The sequence below is a fragment of the Citromicrobium bathyomarinum genome, assembly GCF_021021475.1.
Classification (GTDB): Bacteria; Pseudomonadota; Alphaproteobacteria; order Sphingomonadales; family Sphingomonadaceae; genus Alteriqipengyuania; species Alteriqipengyuania bathyomarina.
Genome location: NZ_JAINWL010000001.1, coordinates 1,169,832 through 1,192,704, shown reverse-complemented (window position 1 = coordinate 1,192,704; position 22,873 = coordinate 1,169,832). Strand labels below are relative to the sequence as shown.

General features: G+C 64.1%; 20 protein-coding genes and 1 tRNA gene. 13 read left to right on the top strand and 8 right to left on the bottom strand.

Going from position 1 to position 22,873, the window contains the following annotated elements; genetic code table 11:
* Positions 1–53: 53 nt before the first annotated feature.
* The 5 genes from K7H93_RS06015 to K7H93_RS05995 form a co-directional block, all read right to left on the bottom strand.
* Positions 54–302, bottom strand: a complete 249-nt coding sequence (locus K7H93_RS06015; protein ID WP_230782899.1) for a hypothetical protein — start codon at positions 300–302, stop codon at positions 54–56.
* A 199-nt stretch (positions 303–501) separates the two neighbouring features.
* Entirely contained in the window at positions 502–711 is a 210-nt protein-coding gene (locus tag K7H93_RS06010) for a helix-turn-helix domain-containing protein (RefSeq protein ID WP_010233128.1), read from the bottom strand.
* A gap of 38 nt (positions 712–749) precedes the next feature.
* On the bottom strand, positions 750–1,313 hold the full coding sequence (locus tag K7H93_RS06005) for a DUF2975 domain-containing protein (RefSeq protein WP_230782898.1): 564 nt from the start codon (positions 1,311–1,313) through the stop codon (positions 750–752).
* A 55-nt stretch (positions 1,314–1,368) separates the two neighbouring features.
* The gene (locus K7H93_RS06000) at positions 1,369–1,518 is read right to left on the bottom strand and encodes a hypothetical protein (protein ID WP_230782897.1); all 150 of its coding nucleotides are present in this window, start codon (positions 1,516–1,518) and stop codon (positions 1,369–1,371) included.
* Between the two features lie 38 nt (positions 1,519–1,556).
* Positions 1,557–1,694 (bottom strand): hypothetical protein, encoded by a 138-nt coding sequence (locus K7H93_RS05995; protein WP_010233135.1) that lies wholly within the window; start codon positions 1,692–1,694, stop codon positions 1,557–1,559.
* 433 nt (positions 1,695–2,127) lie between these two features.
* Here K7H93_RS05995 and rpoB point away from each other — a divergent pair, with 433 nt between their 5' ends.
* From rpoB to K7H93_RS05960, 7 genes are all read left to right on the top strand, one after another.
* Positions 2,128–6,282 (top strand): DNA-directed RNA polymerase subunit beta, encoded by a 4,155-nt coding sequence (rpoB, locus tag K7H93_RS05990; protein WP_230783164.1) that lies wholly within the window; start codon positions 2,128–2,130, stop codon positions 6,280–6,282.
* Between the two features lie 7 nt (positions 6,283–6,289).
* Positions 6,290–6,369: transfer RNA gene (locus tag K7H93_RS05985), tRNA-OTHER, on the top strand.
* A 42-nt stretch (positions 6,370–6,411) separates the two neighbouring features.
* Positions 6,412–10,755 carry a DNA-directed RNA polymerase subunit beta' gene (gene rpoC / locus K7H93_RS05980; protein ID WP_230782896.1) on the top strand — a complete coding sequence of 1,448 codons (4,344 nt, stop codon included), beginning with the start codon at positions 6,412–6,414 and terminating at the stop codon, positions 10,753–10,755.
* Between the two features lie 104 nt (positions 10,756–10,859).
* On the top strand, positions 10,860–11,684 hold the full coding sequence (locus tag K7H93_RS05975) for a hypothetical protein (RefSeq protein WP_230782895.1): 825 nt from the start codon (positions 10,860–10,862) through the stop codon (positions 11,682–11,684).
* Between the two features lie 224 nt (positions 11,685–11,908).
* A complete protein-coding gene (locus K7H93_RS05970; protein ID WP_230782894.1) occupies positions 11,909–14,218 on the top strand; it encodes a putative bifunctional diguanylate cyclase/phosphodiesterase in 2,310 nt (769 codons plus the stop codon).
* A gap of 56 nt (positions 14,219–14,274) precedes the next feature.
* Positions 14,275–15,648 carry a glutamate--tRNA ligase gene (gene gltX, locus K7H93_RS05965; protein WP_230782893.1) on the top strand — a complete coding sequence of 458 codons (1,374 nt, stop codon included), beginning with the start codon at positions 14,275–14,277 and terminating at the stop codon, positions 15,646–15,648.
* Between the two features lie 7 nt (positions 15,649–15,655).
* Complete coding sequence (locus tag K7H93_RS05960) at positions 15,656–16,684, top strand: histone deacetylase family protein (protein ID WP_230782892.1); 1,029 nt, start codon at positions 15,656–15,658, stop codon at positions 16,682–16,684.
* Here K7H93_RS05960 and K7H93_RS05955 read toward each other — a convergent pair.
* From K7H93_RS05955 to pyk, 3 genes are read right to left on the bottom strand one after another with little or no spacing between them, the layout of a single operon-like run.
* The gene (locus K7H93_RS05955) at positions 16,681–16,881 is read right to left on the bottom strand and encodes a hypothetical protein (protein WP_230782891.1); all 201 of its coding nucleotides are present in this window, start codon (positions 16,879–16,881) and stop codon (positions 16,681–16,683) included. The two genes, K7H93_RS05960 and K7H93_RS05955, sit on opposite strands and share 4 nt — an antisense overlap.
* A gap of 35 nt (positions 16,882–16,916) precedes the next feature.
* Positions 16,917–17,879 carry a GAF domain-containing protein gene (locus tag K7H93_RS05950; RefSeq protein ID WP_230782890.1) on the bottom strand — a complete coding sequence of 321 codons (963 nt, stop codon included), beginning with the start codon at positions 17,877–17,879 and terminating at the stop codon, positions 16,917–16,919.
* Positions 17,880–17,894: 15 nt separating this feature from the next.
* Positions 17,895–19,373: a pyruvate kinase gene (pyk, locus tag K7H93_RS05945; RefSeq protein ID WP_230782889.1), complete on the bottom strand. Its 1,479-nt coding sequence runs from the start codon at positions 19,371–19,373 to the stop codon at positions 17,895–17,897.
* Positions 19,374–19,428: 55 nt separating this feature from the next.
* Between pyk and K7H93_RS05940 the strand changes: the two genes are divergently transcribed.
* The 6 genes from K7H93_RS05940 (at position 19,429) to ruvC (ending at position 22,851) form a co-directional block, all read left to right on the top strand.
* Complete coding sequence (locus tag K7H93_RS05940; protein ID WP_010233160.1) at positions 19,429–19,740, top strand: DUF1244 domain-containing protein; 312 nt, start codon at positions 19,429–19,431, stop codon at positions 19,738–19,740.
* 82 nt (positions 19,741–19,822) lie between these two features.
* Positions 19,823–20,059 carry a DUF2312 domain-containing protein gene (locus K7H93_RS05935; RefSeq protein WP_010233163.1) on the top strand — a complete coding sequence of 79 codons (237 nt, stop codon included), beginning with the start codon at positions 19,823–19,825 and terminating at the stop codon, positions 20,057–20,059.
* Positions 20,060–20,155: 96 nt separating this feature from the next.
* Complete coding sequence (locus K7H93_RS05930) at positions 20,156–21,031, top strand: SDR family oxidoreductase (protein WP_230782888.1); 876 nt, start codon at positions 20,156–20,158, stop codon at positions 21,029–21,031.
* Positions 21,024–21,374 carry a heavy metal-binding domain-containing protein gene (locus K7H93_RS05925; protein WP_230782887.1) on the top strand — a complete coding sequence of 117 codons (351 nt, stop codon included), beginning with the start codon at positions 21,024–21,026 and terminating at the stop codon, positions 21,372–21,374. The genes K7H93_RS05930 and K7H93_RS05925 overlap by 8 nt, the downstream gene beginning before the upstream one ends.
* A 128-nt stretch (positions 21,375–21,502) precedes the next feature.
* The gene (locus tag K7H93_RS05920; protein ID WP_054523387.1) at positions 21,503–22,246 is read left to right on the top strand and encodes a YebC/PmpR family DNA-binding transcriptional regulator; all 744 of its coding nucleotides are present in this window, start codon (positions 21,503–21,505) and stop codon (positions 22,244–22,246) included.
* 137 nt (positions 22,247–22,383) lie between these two features.
* Entirely contained in the window at positions 22,384–22,851 is a 468-nt protein-coding gene (ruvC, locus tag K7H93_RS05915; protein ID WP_230782886.1) for a crossover junction endodeoxyribonuclease RuvC, read from the top strand.
* Positions 22,852–22,873 lie beyond the last annotated feature (22 nt).

The following is a 22,873-nucleotide window of genomic DNA, read 5'->3' as shown; positions in this document are numbered from 1 at the left end:
CAATCCCGAAGGATGGCACGGCCGCTTCTGTCAGGTCCGAAAACCCGGCGAGATTACATCTCGTCGGCGGTGTCTTCCTGCTGGTCAGCCTTTTCTTCAAGCTGCTCGGCAGTGGCTTCGTCGCCCTTTTCTTCGGCCAGATCGGCCTGGGCTTCGGTCACGCCCGACTGCGCGTCGAGGACTTCGCCCTGCGCTTCGGTCACGTCGTCGGCCTGTTCGCCGGCTTCTTCGTTGGCGCCGTTACATGCGGCGAGCGAGAGCGCGAAGGTGGCGATGGCGGCGGTTGCGATGATCTTCTTCAAGGTAATTCCCCCTGTTTTCTCGATCCGGGGGACCATTCCCCCGGCATTCGGATTTGGTGGCAACCGCCCATGCTCCATCGCGGTTCCCGCGCCAAGCAATATTGTTCAGGGACTTAGCGTGTTTCTCTGGATCGCTGCCTTGGAGGGAAAGGCGAAGCCCCCGTGCGGATGGGGGGGGCAGGGAGCTTCGCGCGGGGGTTCAGGCGGTTTCGCTGCGGGTGTCGTAGGCGAGCAGGTCGCCCGGCTGGCATTCCAGTTCGCGGCAGATCGCCTCGAGCGTGGAGAAGCGGATCGCCTTGGCCTTGCCTGTCTTGAGGATCGAGAGGTTGGCCAGCGTCATGCCGACCCGCTCGGCCAGTTCGGTCAGGGTCATGCGGCGTTCGTGCAGCAGGTCGTCCAGTTTCACCATGATGGCAGCTCCGTCTGGGGTGTCGGGGGAGGGGGGCATCACACGGTTCCTTCCAGGTCTTCGCGCATCGCGGCGCCGTGGCGGAACACGCGGGCGAGGATGAACAGGATCACGGTCAGCAGCAGCGCGGTCATATCGAAGCCACCATCGTCGAAGGTCAGGCTGAAATCCTCGGCGCCGGCCTTCTCGATCGCGTCGGCATATTTCGCCAGCTGTACCACGATGAATCCGGCGGGAATGATGACCAACTGCGTGCCCAGCATGAGCCAGCCCATCTGGCTCAGCCGCGTGGCGTTCTGCGGCTGGAAGGGATCGCCTTCGCCGACCGTGCCGATGATCCGGCGCAGCTTGCCGAAGAAGACGAACAGCATGGCGACGATCGCGAAGCCGATGGCCATGATCGCGGCGATCAGCATGCCGGGGAATTGCTCGGTCACTCCGGGCAGTTCCTTGACGATTTCGGCCTGGATCGGCCCTTGCGCGAACAGGACCACGGGAATTGCGATGGCGAGGGCGATCGCGGCGAGCGCCATGACTGCCTGGAGAAAGATGCAGAAGATCTTGCCGATGAGCAGCAGCGGGTCGTTGAGGGCATTGGTCATGATGGTTCTCCCCTGTTGTCGGGCCCCATGGTGGGGGCGGGCGTCGGGTGTCGGGTCAGGCCAGTTCGCGCGGGCCGTGCGTGAGGCTGGCGTAGGTGGTGGTGCCATCCTGCGCAGGCGGCACGGTGGTGATCGCGGTCACGCTGGTGCCGGCGACCAGCACGGCGACGGCGAGGGCGAGGAGGTTCTGGGCAAGCTTGGGCATGATGGGGCTCTTTGTTCTGAAGGTGTCGGGGCGCCTGCTCAGGCGACTTCGATCGTGTGGACGGTGGCGACCATGCCGTCTTCGGCAGGGGGTACGGTAACCACGGCGGTCATGCTGGTGGCGGCGATGATGATCGCGGCAAGAGCGGCGGTGATGTGTTTGGCGGTGTCGGTCATTTATCGATCTCCTTGTTGTCCGATATCGATATTCAATAATCTGGCGTCGCCTTATCGTCAATCGATAAATATCGAAAAACGATAAACCCCTGATCGATAAACGAAAAATTTCGCCTGCCTTTGACACTTGGCCTGCAGATTCCTATATGGCGCGGACACGCCAGCTTCGAGCAAGGCCGAATCACGCGCGAGATTCGGATCCCGGGAAGGAAGCGGCGCGGCCAGACCCTCGCGGCGGTATGACCCCAACGGCAGGCGCATGGTGCGCATGCCGATATGCCGCCCGCGTCATGGCCGGTTCCCCTCGTGCAGCGATATTTTCATGACTCGCGCGTGGCGAGGGCCTTTTGCCTTCGGTCTCGCGTGCGAACGGCAGAAGAGGTTCTCTCGACTTATGGCGACCAAGAGCGCGAACGACGACGCCAAGCTTCCGATGAAGCGCGGCACGGCCAAGACCGGCACTGCCAAGCGCCGCATCCGCAAGATCTTCGGCGATATTCACGAAGTCGTGCAGATGCCGAACCTGATCGAGGTTCAGCGCGAAAGCTACGAGCAGTTCCTGCGCTCCGACAAGCAGATCGACTACGTCTCGGGCCTTGAAAAGACGCTCCGCAGCGTGTTCCCGATCCGCGACTTCGCCGGCACGGCCGAACTCGACTTCGTCGATTACGAACTCGAACCGCCCAAGTACGACACCACCGAATGCCGCCAGCGTGGCATTACCTATGCCGCGCCGATGCGCGTCACGCTGCGCCTGATCGTGTTCGAAGTGGACCAGGACACCGAAGCCCGTTCCGTGCTCGATATCAAGGAGCAGGAAGTCTACATGGGCGACATGCCGCTCATGACCGAGAACGGCACCTTCATCGTCAATGGTACCGAGCGTGTGATCGTCTCGCAGATGCACCGTTCGCCGGGCGTCCTGTTCGACCATGACCGCGGCAAGACCCACTCCTCGGGCAAGCTGCTGTTCGCCGCGCGCGTCATTCCCTACCGCGGCTCGTGGCTCGACTTCGAGTTCGACGCGAAGGACATCGTCAACGTCCGGATCGACCGCAAGCGCAAGCTGCCGGTCACCTCGCTGCTCTACGGCCTCGGCCTCGACCGCGAAGAGATTCTGCACCACTTCTACGACACCGTCGTGTGGCAGCGCGCCAAGGACGGCTGGACCATTCCGTTCGTTGCGGAACAGTGGCGCGGCGCCAAGCCGACCTTCCCGCTGGTCGACGCAAAGACCGGCGAAGAAGTGTTCCCCGCCAACCAGAAGATCAGCCCGCGTGCCGCCAACAAGGCGGAAAAGGACGGCCTCGAAACTCTGCTCCTGCCGAGCGAGGAAATCTTCAGCCGCTACGCCGCGCGCGACATGATCGATGAATCGACCGGTCGCATCTATATCGAGGCGGGCGACGAAGTGACGCCCGAGCACCTCGAAGTGCTCGACGCTGCGGGCGTCGACCAGGTCGAACTGCTCGACATCGACGAGGTCAACACCGGCCCGTGGATCCGCAACACGCTGAAGGCCGACAAGGCCGAGAACCGCGACGAGGGCCTGGAAGCGATCTACAAGGTCATGCGTCCGGGTGAGCCGCCGACCAAGGAAACCGCCGAAGCGCTGTTCGAAGGCCTGTTCTTCGATAGCGAGCGCTACGACCTGTCCGCCGTCGGCCGCGTGAAGCTGAACATGCGTCTGGAACTCGACGCCGAAGACACCGTGACCACGCTGCGCAAGGAAGACATTCTTGCCGTGGTCAAGGAACTGGTCGGCCTGAAGGACGGCAAGGGCGAAGTCGACGACATCGACAACCTCGGCAACCGCCGTGTGCGTTCGGTCGGTGAACTGCTCGAAAACCAGTACCGCGTCGGCCTGCTGCGCATGGAACGCGCGGTGAAGGAGCGCATGAGCTCGGTCGACGTGTCGACCGTGATGCCGAACGACCTGATCAACGCGAAGCCCGCCGTGGCCGCGGTGCGCGAGTTCTTCGGTTCCAGCCAGCTCTCGCAGTTCATGGACCAGACCAACCCGCTCTCGGAAGTCACCCACAAGCGCCGCGTTTCGGCGCTCGGGCCGGGCGGTCTTACCCGTGAGCGTGCGGGCTTCGAAGTCCGCGACGTTCACCCGACGCACTATGGCCGTATCTGCCCGATCGAGACGCCGGAAGGCCCGAACATCGGTCTGATCAACTCGCTCGCCTCGTTCAGCCGCGTCAACAAGTACGGCTTCATCGAAACCCCCTACCGCAAGGTTGTGGACGGCAAGGTGACCAGCGACGTCGTCTACCTGTCGGCGATGGAAGAGCAGAAGCACACCGTCGCGCAGGCTTCGGCGGAACTCGACGAGAACGGCAGCTTCGTGGAAGAGCTGGTCTCCGCCCGTCAGAGCGGCGACAACCTGATGGCTCCTCGTGAAACCATCACGCTGATGGACGTCAGCCCCAAGCAGCTCGTCTCGGTCGGTGCATCGCTCATCCCGTTCCTGGAAAACGATGACGCCAACCGCGCACTGATGGGCGCCAACATGCAGCGCCAGGCGGTGCCGCTGGTGAAGGCCGAGGCGCCGTGGGTCGGCACGGGCATGGAAGAGACCGTGGCGCGTGACAGCGGCGCGGCGATCACCGCCCGCCGTGGCGGCATCGTCGACCAGGTCGACGCCACGCGTATCGTGATCCGCGCGATCGGCGATGTCGAACCCGGCCAGTCGGGCGTCGACATCTACACGCTGCAGAAGTTCCAGCGCTCCAACCAGGACACCTGCATCAACCAGCGCCCGCTGGTGAAGGTGGGTGAAACGGTCGAGCAGGGCGACGTCATTGCCGACGGCCCCTCGACCGATCTGGGCGAACTGGCGCTGGGCAAGAACAGCCTCGTCGCGTTCATGCCGTGGAACGGCTACAACTACGAGGATAGTATCCTCATCTCCGAACGCATCGTGAAGGACGACGTGTTCACCTCGATCCACATCGAGGAATTCGAGGTGATGGCGCGCGATACCAAGCTCGGGCCGGAAGACATCACCCGCGACATCCCGAACGTGGGCGAGGAAGCGTTGCGCAACCTCGACGAGGCGGGCATCGTCTACATCGGGGCCGAAGTACACCCGGGCGATATCCTGTGCGGCAAGATCACGCCGAAGGGTGAAAGCCCGATGACGCCGGAAGAAAAGCTTCTGCGCGCCATCTTCGGCGAAAAGGCCAGCGACGTGCGCGACACCTCGCTTCGCCTGCCGCCGGGCGTTGCCGGCACGGTCGTGGAAGTCCGCGTGTTCAACCGCCACGGGATCGAGATCGACGACCGTACCCGCGCGATCCAGAACGAGGAAATCGAGCGTCTGCGCAAGGATAGCGCCGACGAACGCGCCATCCTCAACCGGGCGACCTACAACCGTCTGAAGGACATGCTGGTCGGCCAGACCGCTTCGGCCGCGCCCAAGGGCATCAAGAAGGGCACCGAGCTGACCGACGAGGTGATCGAGAGCGTCGACCGCCACGAATGGTTCAAGTTCGCGGTGGAAGACGATGATCGCCAGGCGCAGCTCGAAGCGATCAAGGGCCAGTACGACGACGCCGTGAAGGTGATCGACGCCAAGTTCGAGGACCGTAAGGAAAAGCTCGAACGCGGCGACGAACTCGCCCCGGGCGTGCTCAAGATGGTCAAGGTCTTCGTCGCGGTGAAGCGCAAGCTGCAGCCGGGCGACAAGATGGCCGGCCGTCACGGGAACAAGGGTGTCATCAGCCGCATCCTGCCGGAAGAGGACATGCCGTTCCTCGCCGACGGGACGCCGGTCGACATCGTGCTCAACCCGCTCGGCGTGCCCTCGCGCATGAACGTCGGGCAGATCTTCGAAACGCATCTCGGCATGGCGGCCCGCAGCTTCGGGCACCAGATCAAGGATGCGCTGGAAGACTGGCGCGCCAAGAACCCCGATGCTGAACCCGGTGAACCGCCTGCGGTGATCAAGGACAAGCTGAAGGAAATCTACGGCGAGGACTATCACGATTCGATCGATAGCCGCTCGGGCGAGGAAATCGCGGAGCTGGCGGGCAACCTGACCCGCGGCGTGCCGATGGGCACCCCGGTGTTCGACGGTGCCCGTGAAAGCGACGTGACCACCCAGCTGACCAAGTCGGGTCTGGATGCGGACGGCCAGTCGATCCTGTTTGACGGGCGCACGGGCGATGCCTTCCACCGCAAGGTGACCGTGGGCATCATCTACATGCTCAAGCTGCACCACCTCGTCGACGACAAGATCCACGCACGCTCGATCGGCCCGTACTCGCTCGTCACCCAGCAGCCGCTGGGCGGCAAGGCGCAGTTCGGCGGACAGCGTTTCGGCGAGATGGAGGTCTGGGCGCTGCAGGCATACGGCGCGGCCTACACCCTGCAGGAAATGCTCACCGTCAAGTCGGACGACGTGGTCGGCCGCCAGAAGGTCTACGAAGCGATCGTCAAGGGCGACGACACCTTCGAAGCGGGCATTCCGGAGAGCTTCAACGTGCTCGTCAAGGAAATGCGCTCGCTGGGCCTCAACGTCGAACTCAAGTCCATCGCGGACGAGGACGACGAAGACGGCATGCAGATCGCGGCGGAGTAAAGATCAGGCCGGTGTGGCGGAACGGTAGACGCACCACTCCAGTGGTCCCCGGCAACGGGGTGCGGGTTCGACTCCCAGCCACCGGCAACTGATCGAGATACGGATTTCACCCCCAAGAGGGATTGAGAAATGAACGAACTGACCAAATTCACCAACCAGCTCGCGAAGCCGGAAACCTTCGACGAGATCCAGATCGGTATCGCCAGCCCCGAGCGTATCCGTTCGTGGTCTTTCGGCGAGATCAAGAAGCCCGAGACGATCAACTACCGCACGTTCAAGCCCGAGCGTGACGGTCTGTTCTGCGCGCGTATCTTCGGCCCGGTGAAGGACTACGAGTGCCTGTGCGGCAAGTACAAGCGCATGAAGTACAAGGGCGTCGTCTGCGAAAAGTGCGGCGTCGAAGTGACCGTCACGAAAGTCCGCCGCGAGCGCATGGGCCACATCGAACTGGCCGCGCCGGTCGCGCACATCTGGTTCCTCAAGTCGCTACCCTCGCGCATCGGCCTGCTGCTCGACATGCAGCTCAAGGTTCTCGAGCGGGTTCTCTACTTCGAAAACTACATCGTCACCGAGCCGGGCATCACCCCGCTGGAACGCTACCAGCTGATGACCGAAGACGAGCTGCTCGAAGCGCAGGATGAATACGGCGAAGACGCCTTCACCGCCGGGATCGGCGCGGAAGCGGTCAAGCACCTGCTGATGGACCTCGACCTCGAACAGGAAAAGGCCGATCTGCTGGAAGAGCTGGAGACCACCAAGTCCAAGCTCAAGCCCGCCAAGATCATCAAGCGCCTCAAGGTCGTCGAAAGCTTCATCGAATCGGGCAACCGCCCCGAATGGATGATCCTCGAAGTCGTCCCCGTGATCCCGCCCGAGCTGCGCCCGCTGGTGCCGCTGGATGGCGGCCGTTTCGCGACGTCCGACCTCAACGACCTCTATCGCCGCGTCATCAACCGTAACAACCGCCTCAAGCGCCTGATCGAGCTGCGCGCGCCCGACATCATCGTGCGCAACGAAAAGCGCATGCTGCAGGAATCGGTCGACGCGCTGTTCGACAATGGCCGTCGTGGCCGCGTGATCACGGGCGCCAACAAGCGTCCACTCAAGTCGCTGTCCGACATGCTCAAGGGCAAGCAGGGCCGCTTCCGCCAGAACCTTCTGGGTAAGCGCGTCGACTATTCGGGCCGTTCGGTCATCGTGACCGGGCCGGAATTGAAGCTGCACCAGTGTGGTCTGCCCAAGAAGATGGCGCTCGAGCTGTTCAAGCCGTTCATCTACGCGCGTCTGGACGCCAAGGGTCTCTCGATGACGCTCAAGCAGGCCAAGAAGTGGGTCGAGCGCGAGCGCAAGGAAGTGTGGGACATCCTCGACGAGGTGATCCGCGAGCACCCGGTTCTCCTGAACCGCGCGCCCACGCTGCACCGTCTGGGCATCCAGGCGTTCGAGCCCGTGCTGATCGAAGGCAAGGCGATCCAGCTGCACCCGCTCGTCTGTTCGGCCTTCAACGCCGACTTCGACGGTGACCAGATGGCCGTCCACGTGCCGCTGAGCCTCGAAGCCCAGCTCGAAGCGCGCGTGCTGATGATGTCGACCAACAACATCCTCAGCCCCGCCAACGGCAAGCCGATCATCGTGCCTTCGCAGGACATGGTGCTGGGGATCTACTACCTGTCGATGGAACGGCAGGAGAAGACGCCCGAGTTCATCGAGGACGGCGACGACAAGATCGAGAAGCTGCCGCGCTTCGCCGACATGAGCGAAATTCACTACGCGCTCGAAACCAATGCGGTGACGCTGCACTCCAAGATCATCACCCGCGTCCCGCAAACGGACGAGAACGGCAAGGCCGAGATGAAGCGCTTCGTCACGACCCCGGGCCGCATGCTGATCGGCGAGTGCCTGCCGAAGAACCACAAGGTGCCCTACGACATCGTCAACCGCCTTCTTACCAAGAAGGACATCGGCGACGTGATCGACGAGGTGTACCGCCACACCGGCCAGAAGGACACGGTGCTGTTCGCCGACGCGATCATGACGCTCGGCTTCCGCTACGCGTTCAAGGCCGGCATCTCCTTCGGCAAGGACGACATGGAAATCCCTGAATCGAAGGAAGGCATGGTCGAACAGACCAAGTCCCTCGTCGCGGATTACGAGCAGCAGTATCAGGACGGCCTGATCACGCAGCAGGAAAAGTACAACAAGGTGATCGACGCCTGGAGCCGTTGCGGCGACCAGGTGGCCGACGCCATGATGGACAAGATCAAGTCGCGCCCGATCGACGAGAACGGCAAGGAAGCGCAGATCAACTCGATCTACATGATGAGCCACTCCGGTGCGCGTGGTTCGCCCGCGCAGATGAAGCAGCTCGCGGGTATGCGCGGCCTGATGGCCAAGCCTTCGGGCGAGATCATTGAAACGCCGATCATCTCGAACTTCAAGGAAGGCCTGACCGTCCTCGAATACTTCAACTCGACCCACGGGGCTCGTAAGGGCCTTGCGGATACCGCGTTGAAGACCGCCAACTCGGGCTACCTCACCCGTCGTCTGGTCGACGTGTCGCAGGACTGCACGATCGTGGTCGAGGATTGTAAGACCAACAACAGCCTGGACATGCGCGCCATCGTCCAGGGCGGTTCGGTGATCGCATCGCTGGCAGAACGTATCCTGGGCCGGACCCTGGCCGAGGACGCGGTGAACGCTGCCACCGGCGAAGTCATCGCGAAGGCGGGCACTCTGCTCGACGAGCCGATGGTGAAGGCGATCGAAGAGGCCGAAGTGCAGGTCGCCAAGATCCGCTCGCCGCTGGTCTGCGAAGCCGACCAGGGCGTGTGCGCCACCTGCTACGGGCGTGACCTCGCCCGCGGTACGCCGGTGAACATCGGCGAAGCGGTCGGCGTCATTGCGGCGCAGTCGATCGGCGAGCCGGGCACGCAGCTGACCATGCGTACCTTCCACATTGGCGGTGCGGCGCAGCTCAACGAAACCAGCCACCTCGAATCGGTGTCCGACGGTAAGGTCGTCTATCGCGACATGCCGACGATCACCGACAAGAAGGGCCGTATCCTGTCGCTCGCCCGCAATGGCGAACTGGCAGTGATCGACAAGGAAGGCCGCGAGCGCGAGATCCACAAGGTGCCCTATGGTACTGTGCTGATGCACAAGGATGGCGAGAAGGTCTCCGAAGGCGATCGTCTGGCAGAGTGGGATCCGTTCTCGCTGCCGATCATCACCGAGCAGTCGGGTGTGGTGAAGTTCCTCGATCTGGTCGAAGGCTCGACCCTGGAAGAGCGCGTCGACGATGCCACCGGCATTGCCCAGCGCGTCGTGACCGAGAACCGGGCGACCGGCCGCAAGAAGAAGGAAGAGCTGCGTCCGCGTCTCACCCTCTTCAACGAAGGCAGCACCGACGAGGAAAACGAGGCTGCGCGCTACATGCTGGCGCCGGGCACCACGCTTTCGGTCGAGGATGGCCAAGAGGTCGAAGCGGGCGACATCCTTGCCCGTGCCAGCCGCGAAGCCGCCAAGACGCGCGACATCACCGGCGGTCTGCCGCGTGTTGCCGAGCTGTTCGAAGCGCGTATTCCGAAGGACAACGCGATCATCGCCAAGATCTCCGGACGGATCGAATTCGTCCGCGAATACAAGGCGAAGCGCAAGATCGCGATCGTTCCGGAGGAGGGTGAAGCCGTCGAGTACCTGGTCCCCAAGACCAAGGTGATCGACGTTCAGGAAGGCGACTTCGTGAAGAAGGGCGACACCCTGATCTCGGGCTCGCCCAACCCGCACGACATCCTCGACGTGCTGGGCGTGGAAGCGCTGGCCGAGTATCTCGTGAACGAGATCCAGGAAGTCTATCGACTGCAGGGCGTGAAGATCAACGACAAGCACATCGAGACGATCGTTCGTCAGATGCTGCAGAAGGTCGAGATCACCGATGGCGGCGACACCGTGCTGCTGCCGGGCGAACAGGTCGATCTGGAGGAAATGAACGAGGTCAACTCGAAGCTTGGCCGGAACAAGACGCCCGCACAGGGCAAGCCGGTTCTGCTCGGGATCACCAAGGCCTCGCTCCAGACGCGTTCGTTCATCTCGGCCGCGTCGTTCCAGGAGACGACCCGCGTGCTCACCCAGGCTTCGGTCGAAGGCAAGCGCGACTCGCTGATCGGGCTCAAGGAAAACGTCATTGTGGGCCGCCTCATCCCGGCGGGCACGGGCGCGACCATGAACCGGATGCGGGTCACCGCGTCGAGCCGCGACGCCGCGCTCAAGGCTTCTTGGAAGAAGGCTCAGGAAGCGATCATCGCTGCCGAAACGGCGGAAGAAGAGCGCAAGGCCGAACTGGCGCAGGGTCCGGAAGCGGCGACCGGAGACGATCCGCTCGCCAAGATGGAAGGCGCGACCCACGGCACCGACGCCGATGCGGGCGAATACCTGCAGACCGGCGAAGATGAAGCGGGCGCTGCCGAAGAGTAAGCGCAGGTTCACGCCACGGCGAAGAGAAAGGGGCCCCGGAAGAGCGATCTTCCGGGGCCTTTTTCACGCCGGAATGCGTTCCCCCGGCACACAGGATACAGACCATGCGCATCACTCCCGTCCGCCTTGCCGGTTCGTCTGCCCTTCTGGCCGCGATGCTGGTCGTGAGCGCCTGCGTCGGCCCCGCCGGGCAGGCTGGGGAGGACGGAGCGCGCGCTGCGGGGTCGGCGAACAGCGCGCCAGACGCGGCGCCCATGCCCGACCTTGCCGGCAAGTGGGTGATTGCAAGGATCGCTGGCGAGGCTTTGCCCCATCCGATCGCGCTGACCGGTCGGGGCGATTCGCTGGTGTGGGAACCGGACTGCGCGGGCCAGTCGATCTCATACCGCGCAGCGGGCAGCGGGATCGAATTCGCCCGGCCCGAGCGAGATGGCGAGCAGGTCGTCTGCGAGATCGGCTACCCGCAGGATCTGCCGCGCGTGCTCGACGCGCTCGAAGGCCGGTGGAGCGCGGTGCAAGCTGCAGACGGTTCGGTTATGCTGTCACGGGCTGGGGCGAGCATCGCGCTCCACCCCGCAATCCCTGCCGCGCCCACGACGCTCGCAGGGGAGTGGCGGGTGGCCGGGATCGATGGCGAGGACTTCGATGAACCCTACGGCATCGCGCTGAGCGCCGACGAGCATGAAATCTGGTGGACCCCGCGCTGCGCCGGGGCGCACGTGGCCTACCGCATCTCCGGCGCGCGTTTCGAAGTGATCGCGGGCGACACCCGCCCCGACCCGGCTGCGCCTGTCTGCAAAATTGCGCCTCCGCCGCGTCTGGCCGAGGTGATGGACGCGATCCGCGCCGCCGACCGGATCGAGCGTACGCCGCACAACGGGGTGCGCCTGTCCGGCCATGGGCGCAGCCTGACGCTGTTCGGTCAGTAAAGGTTCGGCGACGGCGAGCGGGCTGACGCTCGCCGAATGAGGCGCCGACCCGTTGCGCGCTGAACCTGTGAGCGGTCATTCGACCCATGGTTCAATTCACTGCAGAAAAAATGTCGTCAACCAGCACTTTTGTTTCAAAAACGTGGCTGTTTGCTTGATGGTCCCTTAAGACTTGCTGGCTAATCGCTTGCCGCGAGGAGGGACGCTGTGTGATAGACAAACAGATGGCGATTCTGGGGGAGCGCAATCTTCTGCTCGCCTGGCGACTGCGTGAACTGACGTCCCATCTGCCATCGCTATGCGCGCTTCATTCTTTCGCGGCGCTGGCCTGCGTGGTCGCGCTGTGGGGCCATCCTGCCGCCACCTACGGCTTGCCGTGGGCGGCAACGATTGCCTTTTGCAATTTCCGCCAATGGCGTCTCTCGCTGGATTTCTATCCCGACACGATCGATGTCACGCACCTTCGCAAGTTCCACCGTGAACTGCAGATTGCCGCAAACACCGAAACCGCGTTCTGGGTGCTGGGCGCGGTGGTGTTCTTCCCCACCCTGTTCAATGCGCATCCGGTGTTCTTCGCGGTCCTGACCGCGGGACTGCTGGCATCTTCGGTGATCGCCTACCGCTCGATGCCTGCGCCGCTGACCAGTTATCTGGGCGGGGCGATGCTGGCGGCAGCAGTGCTGTCCTTCACCATGAGAGACGAATTTTCCTGGCCCTCGCTCATGCTCGCGCTCGCGTTCGGCTACGCGCTGATCCGTTCGACCCGGCGGCAGGGGCGCCAGTTCGAACAGTCCTGCCGCGAACAGTTCGACCAGCGACGGACCGCCGAAACGGTCAAGCTGCTGCTCCACGAATACGAGGAGTCCTCGTCCGACTGGCTGTGGGAGGTCGACGAGGGCAATTGCCTGATGAACGTATGCGAACGCTTCGGCCATGCCGCCGGGGTCGACCGCGACTTTCTTGAAGGGCGCGAGCTGGTCGGCCTGTTCGATGCCGGCCCGGCGCGAGAGAGGCTGGCGACGTTGCTGCTCGACCGGGTGCGGTTCCGCGATCTTGCACTGGAAATCACCGTGGGCAGCGAAAAGCGCTGGTGGACCATCTCCGGCAATCCGGCCAGCGACGGCTCCGTGCGCGGTGTGCTGCGCGATGTGACCGAGAGCCGCCAGACCGAACAGCGGGTCGCGCGGATGGCCCGTTACGACCAGCTGACCGAGCTCGCCAACCGCCATCTGTTCAACGAAAGCCTGAACGAAATGCTTGCCGGAACCGGCAGGCGGCGGCGGATCGCGCTGCTCTATATCGACCTCGACCACTTCAAGTCGGTCAACGACACGCTCGGCCATCATGTCGGCGACGGGCTGGTCCGCGCGGCTGCGCGCCGGATTCTCGGCGTGATCCGCGAACATGATCTCGCCGCGCGGCTGGGAGGCGACGAATTCGCGGTCCTGCTGACCCGGGTGCGCAATCTCGAAGCGGTCCACCAGTGTGCGGAGCGGATCGTGGAAGCGATGGCGCAGCCGTTCAATATCGATGGGCAGACGGTGCGCGTGTCCGCCTCGGTCGGGGTCGGCTACAGCGAGGATGACAGCATCGACGGCGAAGAGCTGATGCGCCAGGCCGACCTTGCGCTGTATGCCGCCAAGCGCGCCGGCCGGTCGACCTTCGCCGATTACGACCCCTCGCTCAATCACAACGAACACGCCCGCCGCAATCTGGAGCTGGACCTGCGCACCGCGATCACGGAAGGGCAGTTCACGCTCGTCTACCAGCCGCAGGTGTGCCTCAAGACCGGCAAGTGGACCGGCAAGGAAACGCTTGTTCGGTGGGAACATCCCGTGCGCGGGCGGATCCTGCCGGGCGAGTTCATCGATATCGCGGAAGAGACCGGGCTGATCATCCCGCTGGGCGAATGGATCATCCGCCAGGCGATCGAGGAAGCGGCCAGCTGGGACGAGCCGCACCGGATCGCGATCAACCTCTCGCCAGTGCAGATGTGCAATCCGAACCTCGTCACCGTGCTGACCAACGCCATCGTCGAAGCGCAGATCGACCCGCAGAGGGTCGAGATCGAGATCACCGAGAGCGCGCTGATGCACGACAGCGAGAGCAATGTGGAATTGCTCCATCGCCTGCGCGATCTGGGCGTGCGGATCGCGCTCGACGATTTCGGGACGGGCTATTCCTCGCTCAACTACCTGCGCGCCTTCCCCTTCGACAAGATCAAGATCGACCGATGCTTCGTCTCGGAAATGCTGGAGCGCGCCGATTGCCAGGCGATCGTCCGCAATGTCATCATGCTCGCCCGGGCGCTGGGCATGGAAACCACTGCCGAGGGCGTCGAGACGAAGGAGCAGTACGACTGGCTGAAACGGCACGGCTGCCAGGAGGCGCAGGGCTATTACATCTCGCGCCCGATGGAGAGCGAGCTGGCGGCCCGACCCTCCGCTGCGCCGCAAGATGCTCAGCCCGATCACCGGCCCGCGCCGGAGCAAATCGCCTCCAACGTCCACCCGATCCGCTGCCAGGTGGCCTAGCCCGAGCAGCGACACACGCTTGAAGGCGTGCGAGCGCGCGAGTAGCGCTGCTTGCCATGATCGTCACCCGCTTCGCGCCTTCACCCACGGGCCGCCTCCACGTCGGCAACCTGCGCACCGCGCTTCACAACTGGCTGCTTGCCCGGAAGGGCGATGATGAAGGGCGGGGCAAGTTCCTGCTGCGCATCGACGACACCGACGCAGAGCGCAGCCGCGAGGAATATGTCACCGCGATCCGCGAAGACCTCGCCTGGCTGGGGCTGGAACCCGATGCCGAGTTTCGCCAGTCGCAGCGGCTCGATCTGTACGAGGATGCCTTTGCCAAGCTGAAGGACGCAGGCCGGGTCTATCCCGCCTACGAGACCGCGCAGGAGCTGGAGCTGAAGCGCAAGATCGCGCTGGGGCGCGGCCTGCCCCCGATCTACGACCGCGCGGCGCTCTCGATGAGCGAGGACGGGCGCGCCGCGAAGGAAGCCGAAGGCATCGCCCCGCACTGGCGCTTCAAGCTCGACCATGACGAACTGATTGCGTGGGAAGACGGCGTGCGCGGCCCGCAGAAATTCGATCCCGCGCAGCTTTCCGATCCGGTTATCCGCCGCGCCGACGGCAGCTGGCTCTACATGCTGCCAAGCGTGATCGACGACATGGACATGGGCGTGACCGACGTGCTGCGCGGGGAGGACCATGTGTCCAACACCGCCGTCCAGGTGCAGATGTTCACCGCCCTGCATGCGGCCGGGGTCGGGCCCGATCACTGCGATGTGATCGACAGCTTCCCGCGCTTCGGCCACACCGCGCTGCTGGTCGGCAAGGAGGGCAAGCTGTCCAAGCGCCTCGGCTCGCTGTCGTGCGAGGCATTGCGCGAGCAGGGGATCGAGCCGGAGGCGATCCTTTCGCTGCTGGCGCGGCTGGGCACCAGTCAGCCGGTCGAGCCGATCGCCGACCGTGCGACGCTGATCGAAGGCTTCGATCTGGAGAGCTTCGGCCGCGCGCCGGCCAAGTTCGACGAGGCGGAGCTGGAGCGGCTCAACGCGGCGATCGTCCACCAGATGGATTATGCGCAGGTGGAGGACCGCCTGCCCGGGGGAATCGACGAGGCGGGCTGGCACGCGATCCGGCCCAACCTGTCGCATGTCGGCGAGGCGGCCGAGCTTTGGCGGCTGGTCACCGGGCCGATCAAGCAGCCCGCATTCTCCGACGAAGACCGTGCGTTTCTGGCCGACGCGGCGGATGCGCTGACATGGGGCGACAACCCGTGGGGCGCGCTGACCTCGACGCTGAAAGAGCGCACCGGGCGCAAGGGCAAGCCGCTGTTCCTGCCGCTGCGTCAGGCGCTGACCGGCATGGACCACGGCCCCGACATGGGCGAGCTGCTGCCGCTGATCGGTGAAGACGAAGCCCGCGCGCGGCTTGGGCGGGCGGCTGGCTAAGCTCACCATGCGGCACTTTTCCGATCCGGGACAGGCGCGCCACGCGCCGCAGCGCGAACTGCATAATGGCGGGTGGATGGACTTTGCCGAAAGCCCCGCGCGCTTCGCCGCGCTGCTCGACGCGCTCGGCCCGGGAGAACCCGCGCGCGACTTCGGGATCGAGCCGATCCTCGCGGTCCACGACCCCGCCTATGCCGCCTTCCTGCGCGAGGCGCACGACCTGTGGCTCGCCGCCGGACGTGAGGGCGATGCGATGGGCTATGTCTTCCCGGTGGTCGCACGCCGCGCGCTGGCGCTCGACAGGATCGACGCGAAGATCGGGGCCTTCTCGATGGACGCCTCGACCCCGATCGCCGCCGGAACGTGGGCAGCGGCCTATGGCGGAGCGCAAAGCGCGCTGACCGCGCTCGATGCCGTACTGGGCGGAGACAACGCTGCCCTCGCGCTGTGTCGCCCGCCCGGGCACCATTGCGGGGCGGATTACATGGGCGGCTATTGCTACCTCAACAACGCCGCCATCGCCGCGCGCGCAGCGCAGGCGCGTGGGGTGCGCCGGATCGCGATCCTCGATGTCGATTACCACCACGGCAACGGCACACAGGACATCTTCTACGATGATGGCGAGGTGTTGTTTGCTTCGATCCACGCCGATCCGAAGACCGATTTTCCCTTCTACTGGGGCCATGCCGACGAGCGCGGGAGCGGGCAGGGCGAGGGCGCGACGCTCAATCTGCCACTGCCGCAGGGGACCGACTGGTCGGGCTATGCGCCCGCGCTCGATACCGCGCTGGACGCGGTGCGCGCGCATGGGCCGGACCTGCTGATCGTCTCCTACGGCGCGGATACCTTCGCCGAAGACCCGATCTCGCATTTCAAGCTAAAGCGAGAGGATTACGCCACGATGGGCGGGATGATCGCCACGCTCGACCTGCCGGCGCTGGTGGTGATGGAAGGCGGCTACGCGGTCGATGCGCTGGGCGCGAACGTCGCGGCGTTTCTGGAAGGGTTTGATTCTCAGTCCGGAATTCGGCCCTAGCCTAGGGCCCGCATACCCCTTGATCCGAGGTTTGCACGCTGGTCCATTAAGCGATGGACCTTTGCCAGAGCTTCCCCGGTATTGCCGCGGTGCTCGAACTTCGCTTGTGCTGCCTCGGCGATCGCAACTTGGAGCTTGCGATCGATGTCCTCGAAGGGATCGGTGTCAATTCCGATGATCTTGCTATCGCTGCGCATGCTGAATTTATAACAATTGCTCCGGAATCTTCAATCTAATTATCCCGCGCGTCGAAGCTTGCGATTGCCAATGCAACAAATTTCGCCACCATCCTTACCGTATCAACGGACTGTGCCAGATTGTTCTGAGGGTCGCGTTTGAACCGACCCTTGGCATCGGTCGATGCAGCGACCACGCCCCTGATTTTCTGGTCAGGTCCGACGATGACAGGGATGCCGGCCATCGAAGCATACCTTTCCGCGTCAGTGGTACGCTTCAGGTCGGTTGGCACCGGGTAATCTTGAAGGACTTGGGGGTCGGTGTAATCCGCGATGATCGCATCTCGGCCGGTATGCCAAACGACGCCGACCAATCCCTTGTTCTTTGGCCATGCGCGTGGTCGTGTCGGAGGCGGAAGGAGTTTTGAGCGGATACCGCAAACCGGCGACATTCTCGCCGATCCGCCATTCCCTGTTCGCATGAAAATCGAAATCGCCCAGCCTTCGCTACCTTCTAATCCAATTGCTTCAATCAATTTTGGTTCGGCGCTCTGCAGCATGAACTCAAGAGCTGTCACGAGGGTGGAAGTTGGGGATAATAAGGACTGCTCCAAGCCTTCGCGCATTGCATTGGCTGCTTCGCGATAAGCTAGCCTCTTACGATCCAATACAGACCGTTCAGCAATTACCGCTTCAAGCTTTCTACCGGCTTCGATCGCCGTTAATGCGGTATCTTCAGCCAACGTAAAATATTTGGTCAAATCGATTTTTCGATAATCGATAGCGGCAGTCAAAACCAAACCTACAGCTGACATGCCGACCCCGAGCCAAAGCAAGCCTTCAACTTGGAAGCTGCGTGAAACGGCGAGAAGGATCGTCCCGCCAATCGCGATCACGACAAACCAAAACCGGAACCGTTCGAGCTGTCTTATGCGTTCATCGACCTTAACCAGTGCGCTCTTTCGGTTTGGCCTGAGCTTCTTCTCTAGCTCATCGAATTCACTATCTTCGATCGACATGGCATAGCATTGACATCAACCTTGGTGTTTTTCCAGCTCGTCGCCGCTGAGCGAGACGACATGCAGCAGGTTGGTGCTGCCCGGGGTGCCGAAGGGCACCCCCGCGAGCACGATCAGCTTGTTGCCCGCCTTGCCGAAGCCGTGGCGCAGCGCCATCCGCTTGCCCTTGCCGATCATCTCTTCGAAGCTGTGAATGTCGCGCGTCACCACCGCGTGCGCGCCCCACAGCAGCGCAACCCGCCGGGCGACCCGTTTCTGCGGGGTCAGCACCAGCATCGGCACCGAAGGCCGCTCGCGCGCGACGCGCCGCGCGGTCGATCCGGAGAAGGTGAACACGGTGATCGCCGCCACGCTGACCGTCTCGGCAATGGTCGAACAGGCATGGCTGAGCGCGTCGGCGGTGGTCGGATCGGCCTTCGTCTCGAGGAACTTCATCCGCGCGCGATAGCCCTCGTCCTGCTCCACCTTGGTCACGATCCGGTCCATGATGGCGACGGTTTCCTCGGGCCATTCGCCCGCCGCAGTCTCGGCGCTGAGCATCACCGCATCTGCGCCGTCGTACACCGCGTTGGCGACATCGGAGACTTCGGCGCGCGTCGGCGCAGGGCTCTCGATCATCGATTCGAGCATCTGCGTCGCCACGATCACCGGCTTGCCCGCCTGCCGGGTCATGTCGACGATCCGCTTCTGCAGCGGGGGCACGTCTTCGGGATCGAGCTCCACGCCCAGATCGCCGCGCGCGACCATGATCCCGTCGGACAGTTCGACGATCTCTTTCAGACGGCGCACCGCGCTGGGCTTTTCGATCTTGGCGCACAGCGCGGGCATCATCCCGTCGGTCGCGGTCATCAGCTTGCGCGCTTCGGCCACATCCTCGGGCCGCTGGACGAAGCTCAATGCGATCCAGTCCGCGCCCTGTTCGCACGCGAAGGCCAGATCCTTGCGGTCCTTGTCGGTCAGTGCGGGGATCGGGATTTCGGCATCTGGCACGTTGACGCCCTTGCGGTCGGAGATGACCCCGCCGACTTCGGCCGAACACAAAATCGCGTCCTCGTCCGCGCGGATCACCTTGAGGCGGATCTTGCCATCGTTGATCAGCAGCCGCTGGCCCTTTTCGAGAATGCCGAACAGCTCGGGGTGGGGCAGGTGGACGCGGGTTTCGTCGCCCGGCGTCGGGTCGCGATCGAGCGTGAAGTGCCCCGAATGGCGGATCACTGCCTTCCCGTCCCTGAAAGTGCCGACGCGCAGTTTGGGCCCCTGTAGATCGGCGAGGATCGCGATCGGGCGGTCGAATTCCTTCTCCAGCGCGCGGATCGCGGCGATGGTCTTCGCGTGGGTCGCCTGCTCGCCATGGCTCATGTTGACGCGGAACGCATCGACCCCGGCACGGAACAGGCGGCGCAGCATCTCCGGGTCGCTGCTGGCGGGGCCGACGGTGGCGAGGATCTTGACCTTGCGGCTTCTGGGGCTGAGCTGGGGATCGGGCTTGGGCATGACCGGAGGCTATGGCAGGGGAATGTTGCAAGACAAGAGCCAAAGGAGCCCCGCCATGGCGCAATCACCCGATCCCCTCGACCAGCTGGACGATGCGGTCGCCGCCGCCGCGTTCCGGCGGCTGGTGCGCCACCTGCGCCATCGCCACGATGCACAGAACATCGATCTGATGGGGCTTTCCGGCTTCTGCCGCAATTGCCTGGCGGACTGGATCCGCGATGCAGGCTATGACGGCGACAAGGCGCAGGCGCGCGAACTGATCCACGGAATGCCGCAGGACGAGTGGAAGGCGACCCGGCAGACACCGGCCACGCAGGAACAGCTCGACCGGATGGAAGCGAGCCTCAAGAAGAATCGCGTGGATTAGGCACGCGCCGGGTTCACGATCCGGTGCCTGCTGGCTACCCAGCGGCCGACCGATTCTACCCCTTACCGGAGATTACCCCCAAATGGCCGAGACCACCGACGACCGCCTGCGCCTGCTGATCGAGCGCATCGAACGCCTCGAAGAAGAGAAGAAGGGCATCGCCGACGATATCCGCGACGTCTATGCCGAGGCCAAGGCGGTCGGTTACGACCCCAAGATCATGCGCCAGATCGTGCGCCTGCGGAAGATGAAGCCCGACGACCGCAGCGAACAGGAAATGATCCTCGACACCTACAAGGCCGCGCTCGGCATGGGTTGAGCCGGCTTGCCCGCTTAACAAAAGCGGGTGCCGGAACCCATCGGGCGGGGCGCTGCTTGAGAGAGGAAAAGCCCCTCTTTTCAAGGATGCCCGCCGATGACCCAGCCGACCGAAACCGACACCGCCTTCGTCCCCGAGACATCCGAAGAACCGCGGATGCCGGGGCACGAGACCGACCTCGACAAGAAGCCGCAGTGGCAGCCGCGCTATCCCGGATCGGGGCGGCTGAAAGGCAAGACCGCGCTGGTGACGGGTGCCGACAGCGGCATCGGCCGCGCGGTCGCGGTGCTGTTCGCGCGCGAGGGCGCGAATGTCGCGATCGCCTATCTCGAAGAGCATGACGATGCGAACATCACCCGCGAGGCGTGCGAGGCCGAGGGGGCTGAGGTCATGCTCTCCGCCGGCGACCTGGGCGATCCGGACCACTGCCAGGGGCTGATCGACGCTGTGATCGACCGCTTCGGCGCGCTGGATGTGCTGGTCAACAATGCGGGTGAACAACATCCCGACGAGGATGTGACCGACATCACCGCGCAGCAGCTCCAGCGCACCTTCCAGACCAACATCTTCAGCCAGTTCTACCTCGTGCAGGCCGCGCGCCCGCACCTGAAGAAGGGCGCGGCGATCGTCAACTGCACCAGCGTGACGATGTACAAGGGGGCGCCGATCCTGCTCGATTACAGCGCCACCAAAGGCGCGATCACAGCCTTCACCCGCTCGCTGTCCGAGAACCTGATCGAGGATGGCATCCGCGTGAACGCCGTCGCGCCGGGCCCGATCTGGACCCCGCTCAACCCCATGGGCGGTCAGCCGCCGGAGAACATGGACGATTTCGGCGAGGATACGCCGATGGGCCGCCCCGGCCAGCCCAACGAGGTCGCGCCCGCCTTCCTCTTCCTTGCCTGCGAGGATTCGTCCTATATGTCGGGCCAGGTACTGCACCCCAACGGAGGAATCATCGTCAATGGCTAGCCCGTGGAAGACCGCCGAGAGCGGCATCATCGTCACCACCACGCCCACCGTCGAAGGGCGCCCGGTGCAGGATTACCTCGGCATCGTGACCGGCGAGGCGATCATCGGCGCGAACATGTTCCGCGACCTGTTCGCGGGCATCCGCGACATCGTGGGCGGGCGCGCAGGCTCCTATGAAAAGGTGCTGAAAGAAGCGCGCCACGACGCGATTCAGGAAATGCAGGCCGAGGCGCAGAAGCTGGGCGCCAATGCGGTGGTCGGGGTCGATCTCGATTACGAGGTGATCGGCGATACCGGTTCGATGCTGATGGTGAGCGCCAGCGGTACCGCGGTGCGGATCTAGTTCGCACTGTCCAATCGAAACGCGCAGGCGACACGGCGTTGTCGTTCGCGCCGACCTTCGCTAGTGCCGACTGTCTGACGGGGCTCCAGTCCGGGGTCCCTGAAAAGCATCACTTTTTGCAGGTTCCCATGGCAGGCCATTCCAAATTCAAGAACATCATGCACCGCAAGGGTGCGCAGGACAAGAAACGGTCCAACCTGTTTTCCAAGCTTTCCCGCGAGATCACCGTCGCGGCGAAGATGGGCATGCCCGATCCGGACATGAACCCGCGCCTGCGGCTCGCGGTCAACGCGGCCAAGGCGCAGTCGATGCCCAAGGACAATATCCAGCGCGCGATCGACAAGGCCTCCGCCAATGACGGCGATAACTACGAGGAAGTGCGTTACGAAGGCTACGGCCCGGGCGGCAGCGCGATCATCGTCGAGGCGCTGACCGACAACCGCAACCGCACCGCGACCAATATCCGCACCGCGTTCTCCAAGAACGGCGGCAACCTGGGCACCGAAGGTTCGGTTGCGCACGGGTTCGAACGGCTCGGCCTGATCGTCTATCCCGCCGATGCGGGCGACGAGGAAAAGGTGCTGGAAGCCGCGCTGGAAGCGGGCGCGGAAGATATCGCCAGCACCGATGACGGCCACGAAATCTGGACCGCGCCCGACGACCTGCACGCGGTCGCCGAAGCGCTCGAAAAATCGCTCGGTTCGGCCGAGACCGTGAAGCTGGCGTGGAAGCCCAACCTGACCGTCGACATGGACGAGAAGAACGCGGGCACGCTCCTGAAGCTGATCGACGCGCTCGACGATGACGACGACGTGCAGACCGTCTGGGGCAACTACGACATCTCCGACGAGGTGATGGAGAAGCTGGACTAGGCCAGACCGCTCCCCTCCCGCTTGCGGGAGGGGCCGGGGGTGGGCATGGGCTCGCGAGAGCCCACCCCGCTGCGACTAGGTCTCGCCGTGGGCTCGCCAAGTCTCGCGACCCTCCCGCGAGCGGGAGGGTTTAGATTATGACCATCATCCTCGGCCTCGATCCCTCGCTCACCTGCACCGGCTGGGGCGTGATCCGCAGCGAGGGATCGCGCCTCTCCCACATCGCTAACGGGCAGATCGCGACCGATGCGAAAGCGCCGATGACCGAGCGGCTGGCGCAGCTGCAGCGCGAGCTGGCGGTGGTGATTGAGCAGTATCGGCCCGTGCGAGGGGCGTGCGAGGAAATCTTCCTCAACAAGAATCCCAAATCCACGCTCAAGCTGGCGCAGGCGCGCGGCAGCGTGCTGGCCGCGTGCGGCGCGCACGGGCTCGACGTGCGCGAACATGCCGCGCGCTACGTCAAGAAATCGGTCGTCGGCACCGGCGCGGCGGAGAAGAGGCAGGTGCAGGCGATGCTCAAGGTGCTGCTGCCGGGGGTGACCATCGCCGGGGCGGACGCGGCGGATGCGCTGGCGGTCGCGATCGCCGATGCCCACGCGCCCTAGGCCCCATACCCCGCCGCTCAGC